Origin of the sequence: Bradyrhizobium genosp. SA-3 (assembly GCF_004212635.1) — a bacterium.
Lineage (GTDB): Bacteria > Pseudomonadota > Alphaproteobacteria > Rhizobiales > Xanthobacteraceae > Bradyrhizobium.
Genome location: NZ_PSRT01000015.1, coordinates 65895 through 85588, shown reverse-complemented (window position 1 = coordinate 85588; position 19694 = coordinate 65895). Strand labels below are relative to the sequence as shown.

General features: G+C 65.2%; 18 protein-coding genes. 16 read left to right on the top strand and 2 right to left on the bottom strand.

The genetic code is table 11. The features are described from left to right. Positions 1 to 356: 356 nt before the first annotated feature. The 4 genes from CWO91_RS07375 to CWO91_RS07360 all read left to right on the top strand — a co-directional run bounded on the left by CWO91_RS07375 (position 357) and on the right by CWO91_RS07360 (position 3128). Positions 357 to 977 carry a TetR/AcrR family transcriptional regulator gene (locus CWO91_RS07375; RefSeq protein WP_130212875.1) on the top strand — a complete coding sequence of 207 codons (621 nt, stop codon included), beginning with the start codon at positions 357 to 359 and terminating at the stop codon, positions 975 to 977. A gap of 52 nt (positions 978 to 1029) precedes the next feature. Next, positions 1030 to 2223 (top strand): MFS transporter, encoded by a 1194-nt coding sequence (locus CWO91_RS07370; protein WP_130212874.1) that lies wholly within the window; start codon positions 1030 to 1032, stop codon positions 2221 to 2223. A gap of 138 nt (positions 2224 to 2361) precedes the next feature. After that, the gene (locus CWO91_RS07365; protein WP_130212873.1) at positions 2362 to 2781 is read left to right on the top strand and encodes a DUF4118 domain-containing protein; all 420 of its coding nucleotides are present in this window, start codon (positions 2362 to 2364) and stop codon (positions 2779 to 2781) included. A gap of 137 nt (positions 2782 to 2918) precedes the next feature. Further along, positions 2919 to 3128 (top strand): hypothetical protein, encoded by a 210-nt coding sequence (locus CWO91_RS07360; protein WP_130212872.1) that lies wholly within the window; start codon positions 2919 to 2921, stop codon positions 3126 to 3128. 257 nt (positions 3129 to 3385) lie between these two features. On the opposite strand, the gene CWO91_RS07355 is transcribed toward CWO91_RS07360, so the two are convergent. Then, positions 3386 to 4363: a LysR family transcriptional regulator gene (locus CWO91_RS07355; RefSeq protein WP_130212871.1), complete on the bottom strand. Its 978-nt coding sequence runs from the start codon at positions 4361 to 4363 to the stop codon at positions 3386 to 3388. Between the two features lie 120 nt (positions 4364 to 4483). Here CWO91_RS07355 and CWO91_RS07350 point away from each other — a divergent pair, with 120 nt between their 5' ends. The 11 genes from CWO91_RS07350 to CWO91_RS07300 all read left to right on the top strand — a co-directional run bounded on the left by CWO91_RS07350 (position 4484) and on the right by CWO91_RS07300 (position 16857). Continuing rightward, positions 4484 to 5521 carry a class 1 fructose-bisphosphatase gene (locus CWO91_RS07350; RefSeq protein ID WP_130212870.1) on the top strand — a complete coding sequence of 346 codons (1038 nt, stop codon included), beginning with the start codon at positions 4484 to 4486 and terminating at the stop codon, positions 5519 to 5521. Positions 5522 to 5533: 12 nt separating this feature from the next. After that, on the top strand, positions 5534 to 6409 hold the full coding sequence (locus tag CWO91_RS07345; protein ID WP_130212869.1) for a phosphoribulokinase: 876 nt from the start codon (positions 5534 to 5536) through the stop codon (positions 6407 to 6409). Between the two features lie 31 nt (positions 6410 to 6440). Continuing rightward, complete coding sequence (gene tkt / locus CWO91_RS07340) at positions 6441 to 8459, top strand: transketolase (protein WP_130212868.1); 2019 nt, start codon at positions 6441 to 6443, stop codon at positions 8457 to 8459. Positions 8460 to 8471: 12 nt separating this feature from the next. Then, positions 8472 to 9557, top strand: coding sequence for a class II fructose-bisphosphate aldolase (fba, locus tag CWO91_RS07335; RefSeq protein ID WP_091892520.1), 1086 nt, complete (start codon positions 8472 to 8474; stop codon positions 9555 to 9557). Positions 9558 to 9586: 29 nt separating this feature from the next. Then, positions 9587 to 11047, top strand: a complete 1461-nt coding sequence (locus CWO91_RS07330; RefSeq protein ID WP_130212867.1) for a form I ribulose bisphosphate carboxylase large subunit — start codon at positions 9587 to 9589, stop codon at positions 11045 to 11047. Positions 11048 to 11057: 10 nt separating this feature from the next. Beyond that, positions 11058 to 11465, top strand: a complete 408-nt coding sequence (locus tag CWO91_RS07325; RefSeq protein ID WP_130212866.1) for a ribulose bisphosphate carboxylase small subunit — start codon at positions 11058 to 11060, stop codon at positions 11463 to 11465. Positions 11466 to 11563: 98 nt separating this feature from the next. Next, the gene (cbbX, locus tag CWO91_RS07320) at positions 11564 to 12496 is read left to right on the top strand and encodes a CbbX protein (RefSeq protein ID WP_165405284.1); all 933 of its coding nucleotides are present in this window, start codon (positions 11564 to 11566) and stop codon (positions 12494 to 12496) included. Then, positions 12493 to 13227, top strand: coding sequence for a ribulose-phosphate 3-epimerase (gene rpe / locus CWO91_RS07315; RefSeq protein WP_130212864.1), 735 nt, complete (start codon positions 12493 to 12495; stop codon positions 13225 to 13227). The genes cbbX and rpe overlap by 4 nt, the downstream gene beginning before the upstream one ends. A gap of 206 nt (positions 13228 to 13433) precedes the next feature. After that, the gene (locus CWO91_RS07310; protein WP_165405283.1) at positions 13434 to 14585 is read left to right on the top strand and encodes an FIST signal transduction protein; all 1152 of its coding nucleotides are present in this window, start codon (positions 13434 to 13436) and stop codon (positions 14583 to 14585) included. Between the two features lie 2 nt (positions 14586 to 14587). Continuing rightward, complete coding sequence (locus CWO91_RS07305) at positions 14588 to 16459, top strand: putative bifunctional diguanylate cyclase/phosphodiesterase (RefSeq protein ID WP_245471155.1); 1872 nt, start codon at positions 14588 to 14590, stop codon at positions 16457 to 16459. A 185-nt stretch (positions 16460 to 16644) separates the two neighbouring features. Beyond that, the gene (locus CWO91_RS07300) at positions 16645 to 16857 is read left to right on the top strand and encodes a hypothetical protein (RefSeq protein WP_091892637.1); all 213 of its coding nucleotides are present in this window, start codon (positions 16645 to 16647) and stop codon (positions 16855 to 16857) included. Positions 16858 to 16877: 20 nt separating this feature from the next. Here the strand turns inward: CWO91_RS07300 and CWO91_RS07295 are convergent, their stop codons facing one another. Next, the gene (locus tag CWO91_RS07295) at positions 16878 to 17714 is read right to left on the bottom strand and encodes a universal stress protein (protein WP_130212861.1); all 837 of its coding nucleotides are present in this window, start codon (positions 17712 to 17714) and stop codon (positions 16878 to 16880) included. Positions 17715 to 17923: 209 nt separating this feature from the next. Here CWO91_RS07295 and CWO91_RS07290 point away from each other — a divergent pair, with 209 nt between their 5' ends. After that, positions 17924 to 19468 (top strand): Do family serine endopeptidase, encoded by a 1545-nt coding sequence (locus CWO91_RS07290; protein WP_130212860.1) that lies wholly within the window; start codon positions 17924 to 17926, stop codon positions 19466 to 19468. Positions 19469 to 19694 lie beyond the last annotated feature (226 nt).

Sequence of the window (19694 nt, the reverse complement as noted above, 5' to 3'; positions counted from 1 at the left end):
GACGCAGATGCGATTTGGAGAACGACGCCATTGCCCTTGCTCCGTCATTGCGAGGAGCCCTTGCGACGAAGCAATCCAGAGTCTTGCCGCGGAGGGATTCTGGATTGCTTCGCTTGCGCTCGCAATGACGATGTGGAGGCGGTGGTGCGCCGCCCCTCGCTCTCGTGCCCCGGACGCAGCGCAGCGCTACTTCAGCGGTGCGCTGCAGAGCCGGGGCCTATGTCGCGGCATCGTACCGTGCAGCCCTCAGGGTCCCGGCTCTGCGCAGCAACGCTTGCGCGTTGCAGCGCGTCCGGGACATTGCATTCACAACCAAGTGTCTTTATTCGGAAACGTTCATTCCCTATCATGCCGCGATGCAAAAAGCCGCCCGCCGATCTCAGCCCGCCGCCCGTCCACCCGGCCGCCCCCGGGAGTTCGACATGGACACCGCGCTCGACAGGGCCGTGCGCGTATTTCGCGAGCGCGGCTATCATGCCACCTCGATCGGCGACCTCACCGCGGCGATGCGACTGGCGACGGGGAGCGTCTACAAGGCGTTTCGCGACAAGCATGCCGTGTTCCTGGCCGCCCTCGAACGCTACACCACGCTGCGCCAGGAGCAGACGCGCAGCGCTGCGGCGGGCGGCGCGAACGGCCGCGAGAAAATCCGCAACGTGTTGCTGTCCTATGTCGAGCATTCCCAGGGCACCGAGGGGCGGCGCGGCTGCCTGGTCGTCGGCAGCGCGGTCGAGTTGTCCGCTCTCGATCCGGTGGTCGGCGCCCGCGTCAATGCCCAGCTCAAGACAAACGAAAGCTTCATCGCCGGCCTCATTCGCGAAGGGCAGGCCGATGGCTCGATTCCCCGCCATGTCGCCCCCGCCGACACCGCGCGGCTGATGATCTGCATCACGCAAGGCATGCGCGTCGTCGGCAAGGCGCGCCTGCCGCTCGACGGGATGCGCCTCGTCGCCGTCGCGATGAAGCTGCTCGCCTGAATTTTTTGTCATAATAGGGAATTGTCATTCCCTATTTCTGGAGTCTATGCGAATGACGATGAATGCCACGATCGAGACCGCGCCCGGACCGGATGCGGTGTCGCAGCGCCTGACCTTCGTGCTTGCCGCGGCCTGTGGCATGGTCGCCGCCAACATCTATTATGCCCAGCCGCTGATCGCGCCGATCAGCGCCGCGCTCGGCCTGTCGCATGCCGCCGCGGGGCTGATCGTCACCATGACGCAGATCGGCTATGGAGTGGGGCTTCTCTTCATCGTGTCGCTCGGCGACCTCGTCGAGAACCGCTCGCTGATCTGCTCGGTCATCGCGCTCGGCGCGGCGGCACTGCTTGCCGCGGCGTTCGCGACCCACGCGCTGCCGTTCCTGATCGCCGCGCTGTTCATCGGGCTCGGCTCGGTCGCGGTGCAGATCATCATTCCCTATGCCGCGCATCTGGCGCCCGAGGCCATCCGCGGCCGCGTCGTCGGCAACGTCTCGACCGGCCTGATGCTCGGCATCATGCTGGCGCGCCCGGTGTCGAGCTTCGTCACGGCGGCGCTGTCGTGGCACGCAGTGTTCTTCGGCTCGGCCGCGCTGATGATCGTGCTCGCAGCCGTGCTCTGGGTGACGCTGCCGACGCGCAAGCCGGTCGCGCGGATGCATTATGGCGCGTTGCTGCTGTCGATGCCGCAGCTGGTGCGCACGACGCCGCTACTGCGCCGCCGCGCGCTCTACCAGGCGAGCCTGTTCGGCTGCTTCACGCTGTTCTGGACGGTGGCGCCGCTCCAGCTCGCGAGCGCGTTCGGCTTCACCCAGCGCGGCATCGCGCTGTTCGCGCTCGCCGGCGTCGCCGGCGTGTTCGCGGCGCCGATCGCGGGACGGCTCGCCGATCGCGGCCTTAGCCGCATCGCGACGCTGGTCGCGATGCTGCTCGCGGCCGTCGGATTCCTGATCACGCATGTCGGCGCGGCCGGATCGCTGCTGAACCTCGCCTGCCTGGTCGTGGCCGCGATCGCGATCGACATCGGCGTGCAGGGCAACGTCGTGCTCGGCTTCCGCGCCATTTTCCTGCTCGGGCACGAGCACCGCAGCCGCCTCAACGGCCTCTACATGGCGACGTTCTTCGCCGCCGGCGCCGCCGGCTCCGCGCTCGGTGCCTTCGCCTTCGCGCAAGGCGGCTGGACTCTGGCATCGGCCATTGGCCTTGTCCTGCCGGTGGCCGGCTTGCTCTATGCGGCGACCGAGTAGCCGCCGGCATGGCCGGAATGCTGCGATGCGGCCCGTTTACCAACCCCGCGAGGCCGCAATTTCCGGCTCGCGGTCCGGCCGCCGCTGTAGTACTTTGGTCGCAAGCGGACCTGGTTAACAGGCGGCAGGGGGAGGCTGATGAGGCGTACGGGGCTGTTTGGCGTACCGCAGGTACGGCCATGGTCGTGGCAGGCGTTTCTGCTCGGATTCGTGGTCGTCGCGATGTCGGCGCTGCTTCAGGGGATTTGTGTCGCGCTTGGCGCAAAACTCTATTTCGCGGCGTTCTTGCCCGGTCTCTTCGTGCTCGGGCTTGTTGCAGGCGTGCCGGCGGCGACCCTCGCCACGCTGCTGACCATTCCGCTGGTGTGGTGGGCGTTCATGCCGCCCTTCTTCGAGTTCAATTCGCTGACCAGCGCGAACACCGATTCCATCAACCTATTCTGCCTGCTGGCCGTGCTGCTGATCGGCCTCGCCGATCTCTGCCGCGAGACGATGGCGATCGTCAGCCGCGGCGGGCTGAAGCGCCCGGGCGAGAGCGCGGCAACGAATCCGCAATAAGTCGGCTGTGCACGACCGTACGCGTTGCGCGCGCGCAACAGTTCGGCAACCATCCGCGAGCTTGCCGTGCGCCGCTAACTTTTCGAAAAGATTTGGCCGCAGTTTCTCCCGCGGGAATGACGAGGGAGTTTTCGGACATGAACGGCCAAATAACCGGTCACGCCATCTTGGAGAACGTGCGCCGCTACCGCGGCATCGCATCGCTCTATCGCCAGACCGCTGCATTCCGCCCGGGCCAGAGCTGGTCGCTGCTGGAGCAGGCGAGGGATTGGGAAGCGCGGGCGCTGTCGGAGCTGGAAGCCTATTTCGCGGCCCGCACGGACTGCGCCGCCCCACTCGCGGCCTGATCGTTAACCATCGGCGCGGCCTTGGTCCATCTTGCCGAAGATGCGATCGACAGATCGTGCACGGGACACCACGCGGCGATTTCGGAGTTGTCTCGGCGCGCGCCTGTGCTAGCAACGGCTCAACGAGATCCTTCACGTCGGCCGGGGCAAGCGATGATCACCTTCAACCGCATCTTCACGACGGAGCGCCTGCTCCAGATCATCGTGGTTCTGATCGCGACGATCGCCATGAAGCTGATGAGCTGAGCGCTGGCTGCCTATCGCCCGCCGAGTTCGGGCACCTCGGGCAGATAGTTCGAGCCTTCCGAACCCAGAAAATCGAACATCGCCTGCGCCGGCGGCAGCAGCACCTTGTCGCTGCGGCGGATCACGTACCATTGCCGGACGATCGGCAGGCCGGCGACGTCGAGCACGATCAGCCGGCCCTCGGCGAGCTCATGCGCCACGGTGTGCGCCGAGATGAAAGCGATGCCGAGCCCGGCGATCACCGCCTGCTTGATGGTCTCGTTGCTGCTCATCTCCATGCCGATGACCGGCTCGAGATCCGACTTCTGGAACATGCCTTCCATCAGCGTCCGCGTGCCCGAGCCCGGCTCGCGGGTGAGGAAGGTCTCGTGCACGAGGTCGGTCAGGTTGAGCCCGGAATCCTTCTCCAGCCAATGTCCCTTGCGCGCGACGATGATGTGCGGATTGCGCCCGAGCTGGCGGACGTCGACCGTGACGTCGGCCGGTGGCCGACCCATCACGGCGAAATCGAGGTCGTAGCCGTGCATGGCCTCGCGGATCTCCTCGCGGTTGCCGATGGTGAGCTTGATCTCGATCTTGGGATAGCGCTTCGAGAATGCCGCGATCGCGTGCGGCACGAAATATTTTGCGGTCGAGACCGCGCCGAGCTGTACCGTGCCGCCGGTCCGCCCCGCCAGCAGGTCGAGCGAGCCCTGGCAGTCCATGATCGCGGCCTCGACCCGTTCGGCCAGCGCCAGCACCTCCTTGCCAGCCTCCGTCAGCAGCATGCCGTCAGCGGTCCGCTGCACCAGCGGCAGGCCGGCGAGATCCTGAAGCTGCCGAAGCTGCTGGGTCACGGCCGGCTGGGTCAGCCCGAGATGGCTGGAGGCCGCCGTCACGCTGCCCTTGGCCGAAAGCGCCGCAAGCGAGCGCAGCTGCCGGATCGTCAGATGCCGGAGCTGGGCCGCCGCATGGCCGGGGCCATTATAAGAAAATTCTTTGATGCTCATTATGAATAGAAATTTTCCTTATTAAGCCGGCTCTGTCAATCTCATCGTGCTGGGACGGACCGCATCGACCTCCAAGGGGGAGGGAAAATGGATGCAGCGCCAGCAAGGGGATGGACGCAGATGACCGGGCAACTCAGGCTGGACGACCACCTTCAACGGTACTCAGAGACCGCACCGCATGCGCTCGCCGTGGCGGCCGCGGTCGACGCCATCGCGGCTGCGGCGGTCGAGATCGCCGATCTCATCGCCTCCGGCGATCTCGCCGACGCCTCGGGCCTGACGACCGGCCGCAACAGCGACGGCGATGTCCAGCGCGATCTCGACGTCCAGGCGGATGCGATCCTGCGTCGCTGCCTCGTCAGGCTGCCGATCGCGGCGCTGGCATCGGAGGAGATGCGCGAGGCCCAGATCGTCGACCGCGAAGGCCGCATCTGCGTCGCGATCGATCCGCTCGACGGCTCCTCCAACATCGACATCAACATGACCGTCGGCACGATCTTCTCGATCCTGCCGGCACCTGATGATCTCTCACTCGCCTTCCATCAGCGCGGTTCGGCGCAGCTCGCGGCTGGCTTCGTCACCTACGGCCCGCAGACCTCGCTGGTGCTGACGCTCGGCGACGGTGTCGACATCTTCACGCTTGACCGTAAGGCGGGCTGCTTCCGCCTCGCGCGCAGCGGCGTGCAGATCTCCGAGGCCTGCGAGGAGTTCGCGATCAACGCGTCCAATCGCCGGCACTGGGATGCGCCGGTGCGCGCCTTCATCGACGAATGCCTCGCCGGTGTCGAAGGGCCCGCCAACCACGATTTCAACATGCGCTGGATCGGCTCGCTGGTCGCGGAGGCCTATCGCATCCTCACCCGAGGCGGCGTGTTCCTCTATCCCTCGGACGCGCGCCCCGGCTATGGCGACGGCCGCCTGCGCCTCACCTATGAGGCGCATCCGATGGCGATGATCATCGAGCAGGCCGGCGGCTCGGCCACGACCGGGCGCGAGCGCATCCTCGAGCTGTCTGCGCAAAGCCTGCACCAGCGCGTGCCGCTGATCATGGGCTCGAGCAACGAGGTGCGGCGGGTCGAGGAATTGCATTGCGATCCGTTGTTGGTTGCCAGCGTCTCCGCACCGCTGTTCGCGCGGCGCGGATTCTTCCGGCTCTGAGCGAGGCGTCCCATGTCCAGGAAGCATCCGATCATCTCCATCACCGGCTCCTCCGGCGCCGGCACAACCTCGGTCAAGAAGACCTTCGAGCAGATATTTTTCCGCGAGAAGGTCAACGCCGTCTACATCGAGGGCGACGCTTTCCATCGCTACGACCGCGCCGAGATGCGCGCGCAGATGGCCAAGGAAGCCGAGCGCGGCAACAAGCACTTCAGCCATTTCAGCCCCGAGACCAATCTGTTCGAGGAGCTGGAGCGCGCGTTCCGCGACTATGGCGAGACCGGCACGGCGACGACGCGTCACTACGTCCACGATGCCGAGGAATCCGCGCTGCATGGCGCGGCACCCGGCACCTTCACCGAGTGGAAGCGGCTGCCGGAGAATTCGGACCTGCTGTTCTACGAAGGCCTGCATGGCGCCGTCGTGACCGACAAGGTCAACGTCGCCCGCTATGCCGACCTCAAGATCGGCGTCGTGCCCGTGATCAATCTCGAATGGATCCAGAAGCTGCACCGTGATCGCAGTGCGCGCGGCTATTCGACCGAGGCCGTCACCGACACCATCCTGCGGCGGATGCCTGATTACATCCACTACATCTGCCCGCAATTCACCGAGACCGACATCAACTTCCAGCGCGTGCCGACGGTGGACACCTCCAATCCGTTCATCGCGCGCTGGATCCCGACGCCGGACGAATCGATGGTCGTGATCCGCTTCAAGAATCCACGCGGCATCGACTTCCCCTATCTGCTCTCGATGCTGCCGCAAAGCTGGATGTCGCGTGCGAATTCGATCGTCTGCCCCGGCGCCAAGCTCGATCTCGCGATGCAACTGATCCTGACGCCGCTGATCATGCAGCTGATCGAGCGCAAGCGGAGCCTGAAGTGATGTGCAGCAACGACAACAACGGGAGGATCCGATGAATATCTCGGTTCATGCCGAAGCCGACCTCAACGCGGTCACGCATAACGATCTCGCCAACGCCGTCCGCTTCCTTGCGGTGGACGCCATCGAGACCTCGCAGTCGGGCCATCCCGGCCTGCCCATGGGCATGGCCGACGTCGCGACCGTGCTGTTCTCGCGCTTCCTCAAATTCGACTCGGCCCATCCCAACTGGCCTGACCGCGACCGCTTCGTGCTGTCGGCGGGCCACGGCTCGATGCTGCTCTATGCGCTGCTGCATCTGACCGGCGGCGATGTCAGCCTCGACGACATCAAGGCGTTCCGGCAATGGGGCTCCAAGACGCCGGGACATCCGGAATTCGGCCACACGCCGGGCGTCGAGACAACGACTGGACCGCTGGGGCAGGGGATTGCGACGGCGGTCGGCATGGCGCTCGCCGAACGCATGGCCAATGCGCGGCATGGCGACGGCCTCGTCGATCACTTCACCTATGTGATCGCCGGCGACGGCTGCCTGATGGAGGGTATCAGCCAGGAGGCGATCTCGCTCGCCGGTCATCTCCAGCTCGCGCGTCTGATCGTGCTGTTCGATGACAACGGCATTTCCATCGACGGGCCGACCTCGCTCGCGACTTCCGACGACCAACTCGCGCGCTTCGCCGCCTCCGGCTGGTCGGTGCGGCGTGTCGATGGACACGATCCCGAAGCCATTGCACAGGCAATTGCGCAAGAGCGTGAAACCACAAAGCCGTCGCTGATCGCCTGCCGCACCATCATCGGCTATGGCGCGCCTGATAGACAGGGCACCGAGAAGGCGCATGGCGCGCCGCTCGGCACCGAGCAGACGGCCGCCGCGCGCCGGACGCTGGGCTGGGACTATCAGCCCTTCGTGGTGCCGCTCCCGATCTTGAAGGCGTGGCGGATGATCGGACAGCGCGGGCAGGTTGCCCGTCTCGCCTGGCTCGATCGTTATGAACGTGCGACGCCCGAGCAGCGCGACCTGTTCATCGAGGGTAAGGCCGTCGCCTTGCCGGGCGCCTATGCGCTCGCCGCGGCGAAGTTGCGCGAGCGCTTCGCTAGCGAGCGCCCGAAGATCGCAACGCGCCAGGCCTCGCAACAGGTGCTCGACGGCGTCGCCGGGACGATCCCGGGCCTGGTCGGCGGCTCCGCGGACCTCACGCATTCGAACCTCACGCATGCCAAGGCGCAAACTCCCGTCACGCGCGGGGCGTTCGCCGGTGACTACATCCACTACGGCATTCGCGAGCACGGCATGGCTGCCGCGATGAATGGCCTCGCGCTGCATGGTGGCTTCATCCCCTATGGCGGCACCTTTCTCGCCTTCTCCGACTACAGCCGGCCGGCGATTCGCCTTGCGGCCTTGATGCGGCTGCGCGTGATCCATGTGATGACCCACGACTCCATCGGCCTCGGCGAGGACGGTCCCACGCACCAGCCGGTCGAGCATCTCGCCGCGCTGCGGGTGATTCCGAACCTTCTGGTGTTCCGCCCCGCCGATGCGGTGGAGACGCTGGAAGCCTGGGATTGCGCACTCAGCTCCGAGAGCCGTCCGTCCGTGTTGTGCCTGTCGCGTCAGGCCTTGCCGACCTTCCGCAGCGATGTTCGCGGCAGAAATCGCGTCGCGCGCGGCGCCTATCTCGTCGTCTCCCCTGACGGCGGCCGCGACGTGACGCTGATCGCGACCGGCTCGGAAGTGTCGATCGCGCTGGAGGCGGCCCGCCTGCTCGCGACCGAGCACGTCCGCGCAGCAGTCGTCTCTGCACCCTGCTTCGCCCTGTTCGAGGAGCAGCCGGACGACTACCGCGCCACGGTGCTCGGTACTGCACCGCGTGTCGGCATCGAGGCGGCCGTAGCGGGCGACTGGCCGCGCTGGATCGGCACTGAGGGCGAGTTCGTCGGCATGCGCGGCTTCGGCGCCTCGGCGCCGGCGCCCGTACTGTACCGCGAGTTCGGCATCACACCGCAAAGCATTGCGGAAGCCGCCCGGCGGGCGATCGCCCGCAAGAAACAATAAGGAGGATCAATCGTGGCTCGTATCACCCTTCGCCAATTGCTCGATCACGCCGCCAGCCACGGCTACGCGGTGCCGGCGTTCAACATCAACAACATGGAGCAGGGCATCGCGATCATGCAGGCGGCGGCCGAGGTCGATGCGCCGGTCATCATGCAGGCCTCGCGCGGTGCGCGCAGCTATGCCGGCGATCTCATGCTCTCGCACATGATCGATGCGCTGGAGCGGACCTATCCCGACATCCCGCTCTGCATGCACCAGGACCACGGCAATGACGAGGCGACCTGCGCCTCCGCCATAGCCCATGGCTTCACGTCGGTGATGATGGACGGCTCGCTCAAGGCCGACGCCAAGACGGCGGCTGATTATGACTACAACGTCGCGATCACCCGCCGCGTCGTCGATCTCGCCCATTGGGTCGGCGCTTCCGTCGAAGGCGAGCTCGGCGTGCTCGGCTCGCTCGAGCATGGCGGCGGCGAGCAGGAGGATGGTCACGGCGTCGAGGGCAAGGTCAGCCACGACCAGCTGCTGACCGATCCGGACCAGGCCGTCGACTTTGTCCGCGCGACGAAGGTCGATGCCCTGGCGATCGCGATGGGCACCTCGCACGGCGCCTATAAGTTCAGCCGCAAGCCGGATGGCGACATCCTGGCGATGCGGGTGGTCGAGGAGATCCATCGCCGGCTGCCGAACACGCATCTCGTCATGCACGGCTCGTCTTCGGTGCCGCAGCCGCTGCAGGACATGTTCAACCAGTTCGGCGGCGAGATGCCGCAGACCTGGGGCGTGCCGGTCGAGGAGATCGTGCGCGGCATCCGAAGCGGCGTGCGCAAAGTCAATATCGACACTGACTGCCGCCTTGCGATGACTGCGGTATTCCGCAAGGTCGCCGCGCAGGCGCGCTCCGAGTTCGATCCACGAAAGTTCCTCAAGCCCGCGATGGATGCGATGCGCGAGCTTTGTCGCGAGCGCTTCGAGCAGTTCGGCACGGCAGGCCACGCCAGCAAGATCAAGGTCGTCCCGATGAGCGAGATGGCGCGGCGCTATCGCGCCGGCGAACTTGATCCGCGCATCGACGCCCGCGAACCGGTCGCAGCCTAGTCATTCAGAGAGAAGAGCAGGAGAGAGTCATGAACGCACACGCAGGAACCGTTCGCGGCAAGGAAAGATATCGCTCGGGCGTGATGGAATATAAGCGCATGGGCTATTGGGAGCCCGACTACACGCCAAAGGACACCGACGTCATCGCGCTGTTTCGCGTCACCCCGCAGGAGGGGGTCGACCCGATCGAGGCGTCGGCTGCGGTCGCCGGTGAATCCTCAACCGCGACCTGGACCGTGGTGTGGACCGACCGCCTGACCGCGGCAGAAAAATACCGCGCGAAATGCTATCGCGTCGATCCGGTCCCAGGCTCGCCGGGCTCCTACTTCGCCTACATCGCCTATGACCTCGACCTGTTCGAGCCGGGCTCGATCGCCAACCTCTCGGCCTCGATCATCGGCAACGTGTTCGGCTTCAAGCCGCTCAAGGCGCTGCGTCTGGAGGACATGCGCTTCCCGGTCGCCTATGTGAAGACGTTCCAGGGACCGGCGACCGGCATCGTGGTCGAGCGCGAGCGGCTCGACAAGTTCGGCAGGCCGCTGCTCGGCGCGACCGTGAAGCCGAAGCTCGGGCTTTCGGGCCGCAATTACGGCCGCGTGGTCTACGAGGCGCTGAAGGGCGGGCTCGACTTCACCAAGGACGACGAGAACATCAATTCGCAGCCCTTCATGCACTGGCGCGACCGCTTCCTCTATTGCATGGAGGCGGTGAACCGCGCGCAGGCCGCCTCGGGCGAGGTCAAGGGTACCTACCTGAACATCACCGCGGGCACGATGGAGGACATGTACGAGCGCGCCGAGTTCGCCAAAGAGCTCGGATCGTGCATCGTCATGATCGACCTCGTGATCGGTTACACCGCGATCCAGTCGATGGCGAAGTGGGCGCGCCGCAACGACATGATCCTGCATCTGCATCGCGCCGGGCACTCGACCTATACGCGGCAGAAGAGCCACGGCGTATCGTTCCGCGTCATCGCCAAATGGATGCGGCTTGCCGGTGTCGACCACATCCATGCCGGCACGGTGGTCGGGAAGCTCGAAGGCGACCCCAACACCACGCGCGGCTACTACGACGTCTGCCGCGAGGACTTCAATCCGACCAAGCTCGAGCACGGGCTGTTCTTCGACCAGTCCTGGGCGAGCTTGAACAAGATGATGCCGGTCGCCTCCGGCGGCATCCATGCCGGGCAGATGCACCAGCTGCTCGACCTCTTGGGTGAAGACGTCGTGCTGCAGTTCGGCGGCGGCACCATCGGCCATCCCATGGGCATTGCGGCCGGCGCGACCGCCAATCGCGTGGCGCTGGAAGCAATGATCCTCGCCCGCAACGAGGGCCGCGACTACGTCCACGAAGGGCCGGAGATCCTCGCCAAGGCGGCCGAGACCTGCACGCCGCTGAAGGCCGCGCTCGAAGTCTGGAAGGACGTCACCTTCAACTATCAATCCACCGACACGCCGGACTTCGTGCCGACGGCGCTGGAAACCGTTTGAGGAGATTCACATGAAACTGACCCAGGGCTGCTTCTCGTACCTGCCTGATCTGACCGATGACCAGATCTACAGCCAGGTGCAGTACTGCCTCGCCAAAGGCTGGGCGGTGAACATCGAGTTCACCGACGATCCGCATCCCCGCAACACATATTGGGAGATGTGGGGCCTGCCGATGTTCGATCTCCAGGATGCCGCCGGCGTGATGATGGAGCTCGCCGAGTGCCGCAGGGTGTACGGCGACCGCTACATCCGCATCAGCGGCTTCGATTGCAGCCCCGGCTGGGAATCGGTGCGCATCTCCTTCCTCGTCAACCGGCCGAAGCAGGAGGCGGAGCTCGAACTGGTACGGCAGGAGGTGGGCGGCCGCGCGATCCGTTACACCACCGTGCGCCGACCGGCCGCGCACGCGTCAACTTAAGGCATCCGCTTCCGCGCGGAGCTCTCCCTGCTCCGCATCCTTGGCGGACCACTGCTTCGCCGCTCCCCCGCGGCGAAGCCCTTTTCTTCGAGGTGCCGATGCTCGATGTGCCCCACGCAACGACGACCGAACACAGCGAGACAAGTTTCGATCTCCGCAAGGAGGCCGAAGCGGCCGGGATCACCGACACGCTGCAACAGCTCGAGCAGGAACTGGTCGGATTGAAACCGGTGAAGAACCGCGTGCGCCAGATCGCCTCGCTGCTGTTGATCGAGCGCATTCGGCAGCGCGCTGGATTGGCCTCCGCGCCGCCGACGCTGCACATGTCGTTCACCGGCAATCCCGGCACCGGCAAGACCACGGTGGCGCTGCGCATGGCCAAGATCCTGCACGGCCTCGGCTTCGTGCGGCGAGGGCAGGTGATCTCGGTCACGCGCGACGATCTCGTCGGCCAGTATATCGGCCACACCGCCCCGAAGACCAAGGAGATATTGAAGAAGGCGATGGGCGGCGTTCTGTTCATCGATGAGGCTTATTATCTCCATCGCCCCGACAACGAGCGCGACTACGGCCAGGAGGCGATCGAAATCCTGCTCCAGGTGATGGAGAACCAGCGCGAGGATCTGGTCGTGATCCTCGCCGGCTATGGCGAGCGGATGACGAGCTTCTTCGCCTCCAATCCCGGCTTCCGTTCGCGCATCGCGCACCACATCGAATTTCCGGACTATGCCGAAGCCGAGCTGCTCGTCATCGCCGAGCTGATGCTGAAGGAGCGCGGCTATCGCTTCTCGGCAGCGGCGCGCGAGGCGTTCGAAAAATACATCGCGCTGCGCCGGACCCAGCCGTTCTTCTCCAATGCGCGATCGATCCGCAACGCCGTCGACCGCATTCGCCTGCGGCAGGCCGATCGCCTTGTGTCCGATCTCGACCGCATGCTCGAAATCGCCGACCTGGAAACCATCGATCCCATGGACGTCCTGGCGAGCCGCGTCTTCAGCGGCGGCGCCGACTCGCGGAGTGCAAAATCATGACGAGAGAGATGATCATTGCTCCTTCGATCCTTGCCGCGGATTTCGCGCGCCTCGGCGAAGAGATCGCGGCGATCGATACGGCTGGGGCCGACTGGATCCATTGCGACGTCATGGACGGACACTTTGTGCCGAACATCAGCTATGGCGCGGACGTCATCAAGGCAATCCGGCCGCTGACGAAGAAAGTCTTCGACGTGCATCTCATGATCGCGCCTGCTGATCCTTACCTTGAAGCGTTCGCAAAAGCCGGTGCGGACGTCATCACGGTGCACGCCGAAGCCGGCCCGCATCTCGACCGTTCGCTCCAGGCGATCCGCGCGCTCGGCAGGAAAGCCGGCGTTAGCCTGTGTCCCGCGACGCCGGAGAGCGCGATCGAGTATGTGCTCGATCGTCTCGACCTCGTGCTGGTGATGACGGTCAATCCCGGCTTCGGCGGCCAGTCCTTCCTCGACTCCCAGCTGGCGAAGATCGCACGGATCAAGGCCATGATCGGCGACCGGCCGATCCGGCTCGAGGTCGATGGCGGTATCACGCGCGACAATGCCGCTGCCGTGGCCGCCGTGGGCGCCGATACGCTCGTGGCGGGGTCCGCCGTGTTTCGCGGCAAGAGCGCCGAGTATGCTGCCAATATTGCGGCCATTCGCACCGCTGCCGAGGCCGGCCGGGTTGCAAAGACGAAAGATAATGCCGCGCGGCCGCTGCGCGTCGGAGAAAGTGCGCGCATCCGGTAGACTACGGAGAGCATCACCAGGCGATTGCGCCGAGGTATCGATCGCTTCATAGCGCGCATTTTTCCCCGGGGTTCTACGGAGAATCCAGCGCGAATCGGCAACACCCTTCATGCCGGGGTAACCAAGGGCGCCGAAGCACGCGTTCGATTAACGGCGACGCAATGCGCCGCGCTACAATCTGTGGTTTAAGAACTGCAGAGGCGTGGATGCACATTCAATATCTCCACTGGAATGCTGCCCATGGCTGGCGCGGAGCTGATCCACTGCCCGGGCCCGCTCAGCTCGTGCTCTATTTCGGAAGCCGTGAGGGTTTGGCTGGCGGCGAACGCTATCGCGAGCTGCGCGGTATGTTTCCCGACAGTCATATCGTCGGTTGCAGCGCGGGCGGGCAGATCCATGGCGACGACATCAGTGACAACGAGACCGTCGTCGTGGCGTTGCGCTTCGAGCGTACCCAGGTGCGTCTCGTAGACAAAATCGTCGAGTCGCGCGATGCGTCTTGGGCCTGCGGCGTACGCCTCGCCCGTGAGATGGTTGCACCGGATCTCGCTGGCCTTTTCATCCTGTCCGACGGGTTGAACGTGAATGGCAGCGAGCTGATCGCCGGCATCACCGAGGTTCTGGGGCCCTACTTGCCCCTCACCGGCGGGCTTGCTGGCGACGGCACGCAATTTGAGCGGACGCTGGTCGGGGCGGACGGCGAGCCGTCGCCGAACCGCGTCGCGGGGATCGGTTTCTACGGCTCTTCCATCCGCATCACGCATGGCTGCGCCGGCGGCTGGGATGTGTTCGGCCCACGGCGCAAGGTGACGAAATCGGAAGGATCCGTGTTGATGCGGCTCGATGACGAACCGCCGCTGGACCTCTACACCCGCTATCTCGGCGAGGAGGAGGCCGCCGGCATGCCCGGTTCAGGCTTGGCGTTTCCTTTGCGCATCCATGACGAGGTCGAGCCGGATCGGCAGATCGTGCGCTCAGTCTTTGCGGTGGATCGCGAGACCGGTACTTTGACGTTTGCCGCCGACATTCCGGAAGGGTGCACGGCGCAGTTGATGCGCGCTAATTTCGACAGTCTTGCCGCCGGTGCAGGTGAGGCCGGCCGTCAGGCGCGCAGTGCGCTCACCGGCGGGATCACGGGCGAGAAGCTGGCCATCCTGGTGAGCTGCGTGGGCCGTCGCCGGGTCATGGGGCAGCGCACGCAGGACGAATTGGACGCGGTCGGCGCCGAACTCGGGCAGGATGTCGCGCGCATCGGCTTCTACTCGTATGGCGAGATCGCGCCGCCGATGCGATCCGGGCGCTGCGAACTGCACAACCAGACAATGACCGTTACGATGATCGCGGAGGCGGCGGATTGACCATGCATCACCTATGGGAAAGACAGCTTCGCCAGGCGACGGACGAAGCCGGGCCGATCGATCTGATGAAGCTCGGCGAACTCGTCAGCGCCGCCTATGATGAGAGCGATCGTGATCGCCGACGCACCGACCGCGCGATCAAGCTGATGATCGAGGAGCTCGAGCAGACCTATAAGCACGCCGAGCAGGGCCTGCTGGCAGCGCGCGAGTTCCTCGACAGCCTCATCGAGAATATTCCGATCGCGGTGTTCGCCAAGGACGCGAAGGATTCACGCTACGTCCTGCTCAACCGCGCCGGCGAGGAGTATTACGGAATGCCCCGCGAGGAGATGTTGGGCAAGACTCCAGAGCAGATCTTTTCGCAAGATGTCGCGCGCGTCGTCGTCGAACAGGATCGGGGCGTGGTGGCGAGCGGGATGCCGATGATCCTGGAGAGCCATCCGCTGGAGGTCGGCGTCAAGGGCCGCGACCGCGTGGTCAATTCGCGCAAGCTCCTCATCAGGGACGGCAACGGCGCGCCGCAATATCTGATCGGCGTGATCGAGGACGTCACCGAGCGGATCGCGAGCCAGGCGCGGATCAGGCACCTCGCGCACCATGATGTGCTGACCGACCTGCCGAACCGCGGCGCCTTCAACGCCGCGCTGGAGGAACGATTGGAGCGGGCGCAGGAGACATCGACCAGCTTTGCCGTGCTTAGCCTCGATCTCGACCGCTTCAAGGAAGTCAACGACGTGTTCGGCCACCCCGTCGGCGACATGCTGATGCGGGCGGCGGCCGGTCGTCTTGCCGCCGAAGCCGACGGCGCTTTCGTCGCCCGCATCGGCGGCGACGAGTTCATGATCCTGATGCCCGATGATATCAGCCGCGAGGGCGTGCTGGCGCTCGCCGAACGACTGGTCGAGACCATCGGCAACGAGCTCGAGGTCGACGATTATCTCTCCCATGTCGGTCTCAGCGTCGGCATCGCGTTCTATCCGGATGACGGCGTGAACGCCGCCACGCTGCTTGCCAACGCCGATTCCGCGCTTTATCGCGCCAAACGCGAGGGCAGGGGCAGGGTCCGATGCTTCGAATCCGAGATGGACCAGGAGCTGCGGGACCGCAGACTGTTGCAGCATGATCTGCGACGAGCGCTGGAGCAGAACGAGTTCCTCGTCTACTTCCAGCCGCAGGCGCGGATGGAGGGCGAAGTCATCGGCTTCGAGGCGCTGTTGCGCTGGAACCACCCGACGCGGGGCTTCGTGCCGCCCGACCAGTTCATTCCGCTCGCCGAGGAGAACGGGTTGATCATCCAGATCGGCGAGTGGGTCTTGCGCGAAGCGTGCCGCGAAGCGGCGTCGTGGCCACGGCCGTTGCAGGTCGCGGTCAATCTGTCCCCGGTCCAATTCCAGGCCGGCGATCTCGAACGGTCGATTCACCAGATCCTGCTGGAAACAGGGCTCGCGCCGGCGCGGCTCGAGGTCGAGATCACCGAGGGCATGCTGATCGGCGACTTCAACCGTGCACTCAATCTGCTGCGGCGGCTCAAGGCGCTCGGCATCCGCATCGCGATGGACGATTTCGGCACCGGCTATTCTTCGTTGTCCTATCTCCAGTCATTCCCGTTCGACAAGATCAAGATCGACCGCAGCTTCATCTCCAATCTCGAAGCGACGCCGCAATCGGGCGAGATCGTTCGCGCGGTCCTGAGCCTCGCGCACGCCTTGAATATCCCGGTCATCGCCGAAGGCGTGGAGACCGAAGCGCAGCGTGCCTTCCTGACGCGGGAAGCCTGCGAGGAGATGCAGGGCTATCTGGTCGGCCGGCCCGATCCGATCGAGCGCTATCTCGATCTCGTCGGCGTGACCGTCGAGCGCCGCCTCTATGCCTAGCCCTTGATGGGTGCGGCGGGAATTCAGAGCGAGAGTCCGCTTCGACTGGAACTTTGGCTTCCTTGGGCATTTGCTAGAACTAGCCGAAGTCGGCGCCGCGGCGGGCGCAGCAAAACTTTTGCATGACCGCCATCGGCCTGACGCAAATCGGGGCAATAAGCCCTGTGAATGCGAGGGAGGGTCTCATGGAGAACGTACGTCGCTACCGGGCGCTGGCGTCCCTCTGTCGTCAGCAGGCCGCCTACCGGCCGCTCCAGAACTGGGAGCTCCTCGGCCAGGCCGAACATTTCGAATATCTCGCGGAAGTCGAGCTCAAGGCGCATTTCGACGCGTGCAACGCACAAGGCGGCGAGGACGTCGCTGAAGCCGTGGCATTGAAGACCCCTGCCGCGGCGTAGCGGCGGCGGGCCGGCTCGGCTCAATGCGACATCAGCGTCGGAACCGTCATGGCCTCCAGCATGGCGCGGGTGACGCCGCCGAGAAAACGCTCCTGCAATCGCGAATGGCCGTAGCCGCCCATCACCAGGACATCGAGGCTCTCATCGGCTGCCAGAGACAGGATCGTGGGCTGGATGTCGGCGCGCGTGGCCGACAGGCCGACCGTGCGGGTCGAGAGCCCGCGCCGGCCGAGATGTCTTGCCAGATTTGTCGCTGAAGCTTCGCCGCAGGCCGCATCGGCTTCGTTGATCGTGATGATCACGATCTCCTCGGCGCGGGCCAGGAACGGGGCTGAGTCGCGCATTGCGCGGGCAGCGAGGGGGCTGCCGTCCCAGCAGATGCCGATCCGGTTCGCCTTGAAGGCTCCGCGGAAGGTGTACGGCAGGAACAGCACGGGGCCGCCCGCCTGGAACAGGATCTCGCCGGGCATGTCGTTGTCGAACGAGCCTTGCGTCGGATCGGGCTGGAGCACGATGCTGAGGTCGTGCAGTCGCGCCATCTCGCCGAGCGTGCCGGCTCCATCCATCGGGATCGCACCGAGCGGGTGGCAGGCGTAGGAGATGCCCGCGTTCACCGCTTCGCTCCTGAATATTGCGAGCGCGGCCTCGGCCCGCTCCATTGCGCGCTCGCGTTCGAGCTCGAACACGGCCGCCACGGCGGCGCCACCCTCCACGACGTAAGCCGCACTGGTTGCGATATAGCCGACCGCGACCGCGTCGAGATGGGCGTTGAGGTGCGCCGCGAGCGAAATCGAGCCGTCGATTGCGGGACGCATCGGACGCTCGGTCGGGATGAGGACGAGAATGTCTTTGTACATGACGCGCCTCCAATGAACTTCATCCGGTGACGCAGTTTTTCACTGCACGAAGGACCCGCGTTGAGCTGCATCAAATGTGCAGCGACGAACTTACCACGGTGCCCGGGCCCAGTCCTTTGCCAAGATTTAATCGCCTGGACGGGACGCCGTAAGGTGGCAACGCCCATGTTGCGTGCAAGGCGACACCTGCTCAACATGGACATTTCGACATGAACGATCGCGTCAATTCCGACATCCCCACGTCCCGCAAGATCTTGAGGCCGCGCAGGCTCGCGCTGCTCGGCACCGCAGCCGCGCTTGGCGTGGCCGTGCTGGCGGCTGCTCCCGGTGCTTCGCCATTCGGCGTGACCTCCTTCGTCGCGCCGGCCCAGGCCGCCGAAACGGCTGCGACCCCGCCGGGCTTCGGCGATCTCGTGGCCAAGGTCAAACCCGCCGTCATCTCGGTGCGGGTCAGAATCGACCAGGACAACGACAAGAGCGCAATGCTGCAACAGAACCGGATGGATTCGGACGAAGACTCGCCGTTCGACCAGTTCTCGCGACAGTTCGGCTTCCGCTTCCCGGATGGTGGCATGAACGGCATGCCGCGTCAGCGCCACCAGATGATCACGGGCGAGGGCTCGGGCTTCTTCATCTCGGCCGACGGCTATGCCGTGACCAACAACCACGTCGTCGATCACGCCGAGTCCGTGCAGGTGACCATGGACGACGGCACGACCTACACCGCGAAGGTCGTCGGCACCGATCCGAAGACCGATCTCGCGCTGATCAAGGTCGATGGCAAAAAGGATTTTCCGTTCGTCAAATTCTCCGACCAGAAGCCGCGCATCGGCGATTGGGTCGTCGCGGTCGGCAATCCCTTCGGGCTCGGCGGCACCGTCACCGCCGGCATCGTCTCGGCCAGCGGCCGTGACATCGGCAATGGTCCTTATGACGACTTCATCCAGATCGACGCGCCGATCAACAAGGGCAATTCCGGCGGTCCCGCTTTCGACATGAACGGCAACGTGATCGGCGTGAACACCGCGATCTTCTCGCCCTCCGGCGGTTCGGTCGGTATCGGCTTCGACATTCCGGCGACGACCGCAAAACTGGTGGTGGCGCAGTTGAAGGACAAGGGCGCGGTCACCCGCGGCTGGCTCGGCGTGCAGGTGCAGCCGGTGACGTCGGACATCGCCGACAGCCTCGGACTGAAGCAGGCGCGCGGCGCGATCGTTGACAATCCGCAACCCGACAGCCCGGCGGCGAAGGCCGGCATCGAGGCGGGCGACGTCATCACCGCCGTCAACGGCACGGCAGTCAAGGATTCCCGCGATCTCGCCCGCACCATCGCCACCCTGGCGCCCGGCAGCTCAGTCAAGCTCGACGTCTTCCACAAGGGCGAGAGCAAGACGGTGACGCTGGCGCTCGGCGAGCTGCCGAACGAACGGCAGGCTCAGGGCAAGGCCTATGACGGCAAGGTGCAGCCGGGCGCCGGCACGCCGCGCCTCGGGCTTGGTCTGGCTCCGGCCGGCGATGTGCAGGGCGCCGGCCAGAAGGGTGTCGTCGTCACCGAGGTTGATCCGGAAGGGCCGGCCGCGCAGCGCGGCATCAAGATCGGTGACGTCATCCTCAATGTCGGTGGCAAGGCTGTCAGCAGTGTCGGCGAGGTGCGCTCGGAGCTGGCGCAGGCCAAATCGTCCGGCAAGCGCAGCGTGCTGTTGCAGATCAGAAGCGCGGATGCCACCCGGTTCGTCGCGGTGCCACTCGCGTAAGGCGAACCTTGATCGGTACAATTCAAAAAGGCGGCCCTCGGGCCGCCTTTCGCATTCGCACTCAAGAGCCCGCCGATAACATTCTCGTTAACGGCAGGGAGGGTGACCCGGTTCGTCCGAAAAAGCCGTGTTCGGCCATCACACTTTCTGGCCGCATCTGCTCGGCGGCAATGCAGCCGCGGAGTCGGGTTGCGAGCGTGGAACCTCGAACCCCCGGACGCTTTGT

Bases quoted from the DNA above. Each gene is read 5' to 3' on its own strand.
- rpe (WP_130212864.1), top strand. From the start codon at position 12,493: ATGACGAGAGAGATGATCATTGCTCCTTCGATCCTTGCCGCGGATTTC.
- CWO91_RS07370 (WP_130212874.1), top strand. From the start codon at position 1,030: ATGACGATGAATGCCACGATCGAGACCGCGCCCGGACCGGATGCGGTG.
- CWO91_RS07375 (WP_130212875.1), top strand. From the start codon at position 357: ATGCAAAAAGCCGCCCGCCGATCTCAGCCCGCCGCCCGTCCACCCGGC.
- CWO91_RS07310 (WP_165405283.1), top strand. From the start codon at position 13,434: ATGCACATTCAATATCTCCACTGGAATGCTGCCCATGGCTGGCGCGGA.
- cbbX (WP_165405284.1), top strand. From the start codon at position 11,564: ATGCTCGATGTGCCCCACGCAACGACGACCGAACACAGCGAGACAAGT.
- CWO91_RS07290 (WP_130212860.1), top strand. From the start codon at position 17,924: ATGAACGATCGCGTCAATTCCGACATCCCCACGTCCCGCAAGATCTTG.
- CWO91_RS07360 (WP_130212872.1), top strand. From the start codon at position 2,919: ATGAACGGCCAAATAACCGGTCACGCCATCTTGGAGAACGTGCGCCGC.
- CWO91_RS07325 (WP_130212866.1), top strand. From the start codon at position 11,058: ATGAAACTGACCCAGGGCTGCTTCTCGTACCTGCCTGATCTGACCGAT.
- CWO91_RS07330 (WP_130212867.1), top strand. From the start codon at position 9,587: ATGAACGCACACGCAGGAACCGTTCGCGGCAAGGAAAGATATCGCTCG.
- CWO91_RS07300 (WP_091892637.1), top strand. From the start codon at position 16,645: ATGGAGAACGTACGTCGCTACCGGGCGCTGGCGTCCCTCTGTCGTCAG.
- tkt (WP_130212868.1), top strand. From the start codon at position 6,441: ATGAATATCTCGGTTCATGCCGAAGCCGACCTCAACGCGGTCACGCAT.
- CWO91_RS07345 (WP_130212869.1), top strand. From the start codon at position 5,534: ATGTCCAGGAAGCATCCGATCATCTCCATCACCGGCTCCTCCGGCGCC.
- CWO91_RS07365 (WP_130212873.1), top strand. From the start codon at position 2,362: ATGAGGCGTACGGGGCTGTTTGGCGTACCGCAGGTACGGCCATGGTCG.
- CWO91_RS07305 (WP_245471155.1), top strand. From the start codon at position 14,588: ATGCATCACCTATGGGAAAGACAGCTTCGCCAGGCGACGGACGAAGCC.
- CWO91_RS07355 (WP_130212871.1), bottom strand. From the start codon at position 4,363: ATGAGCATCAAAGAATTTTCTTATAATGGCCCCGGCCATGCGGCGGCC.
- CWO91_RS07350 (WP_130212870.1), top strand. From the start codon at position 4,484: ATGACCGGGCAACTCAGGCTGGACGACCACCTTCAACGGTACTCAGAG.
- CWO91_RS07295 (WP_130212861.1), bottom strand. From the start codon at position 17,714: ATGTACAAAGACATTCTCGTCCTCATCCCGACCGAGCGTCCGATGCGT.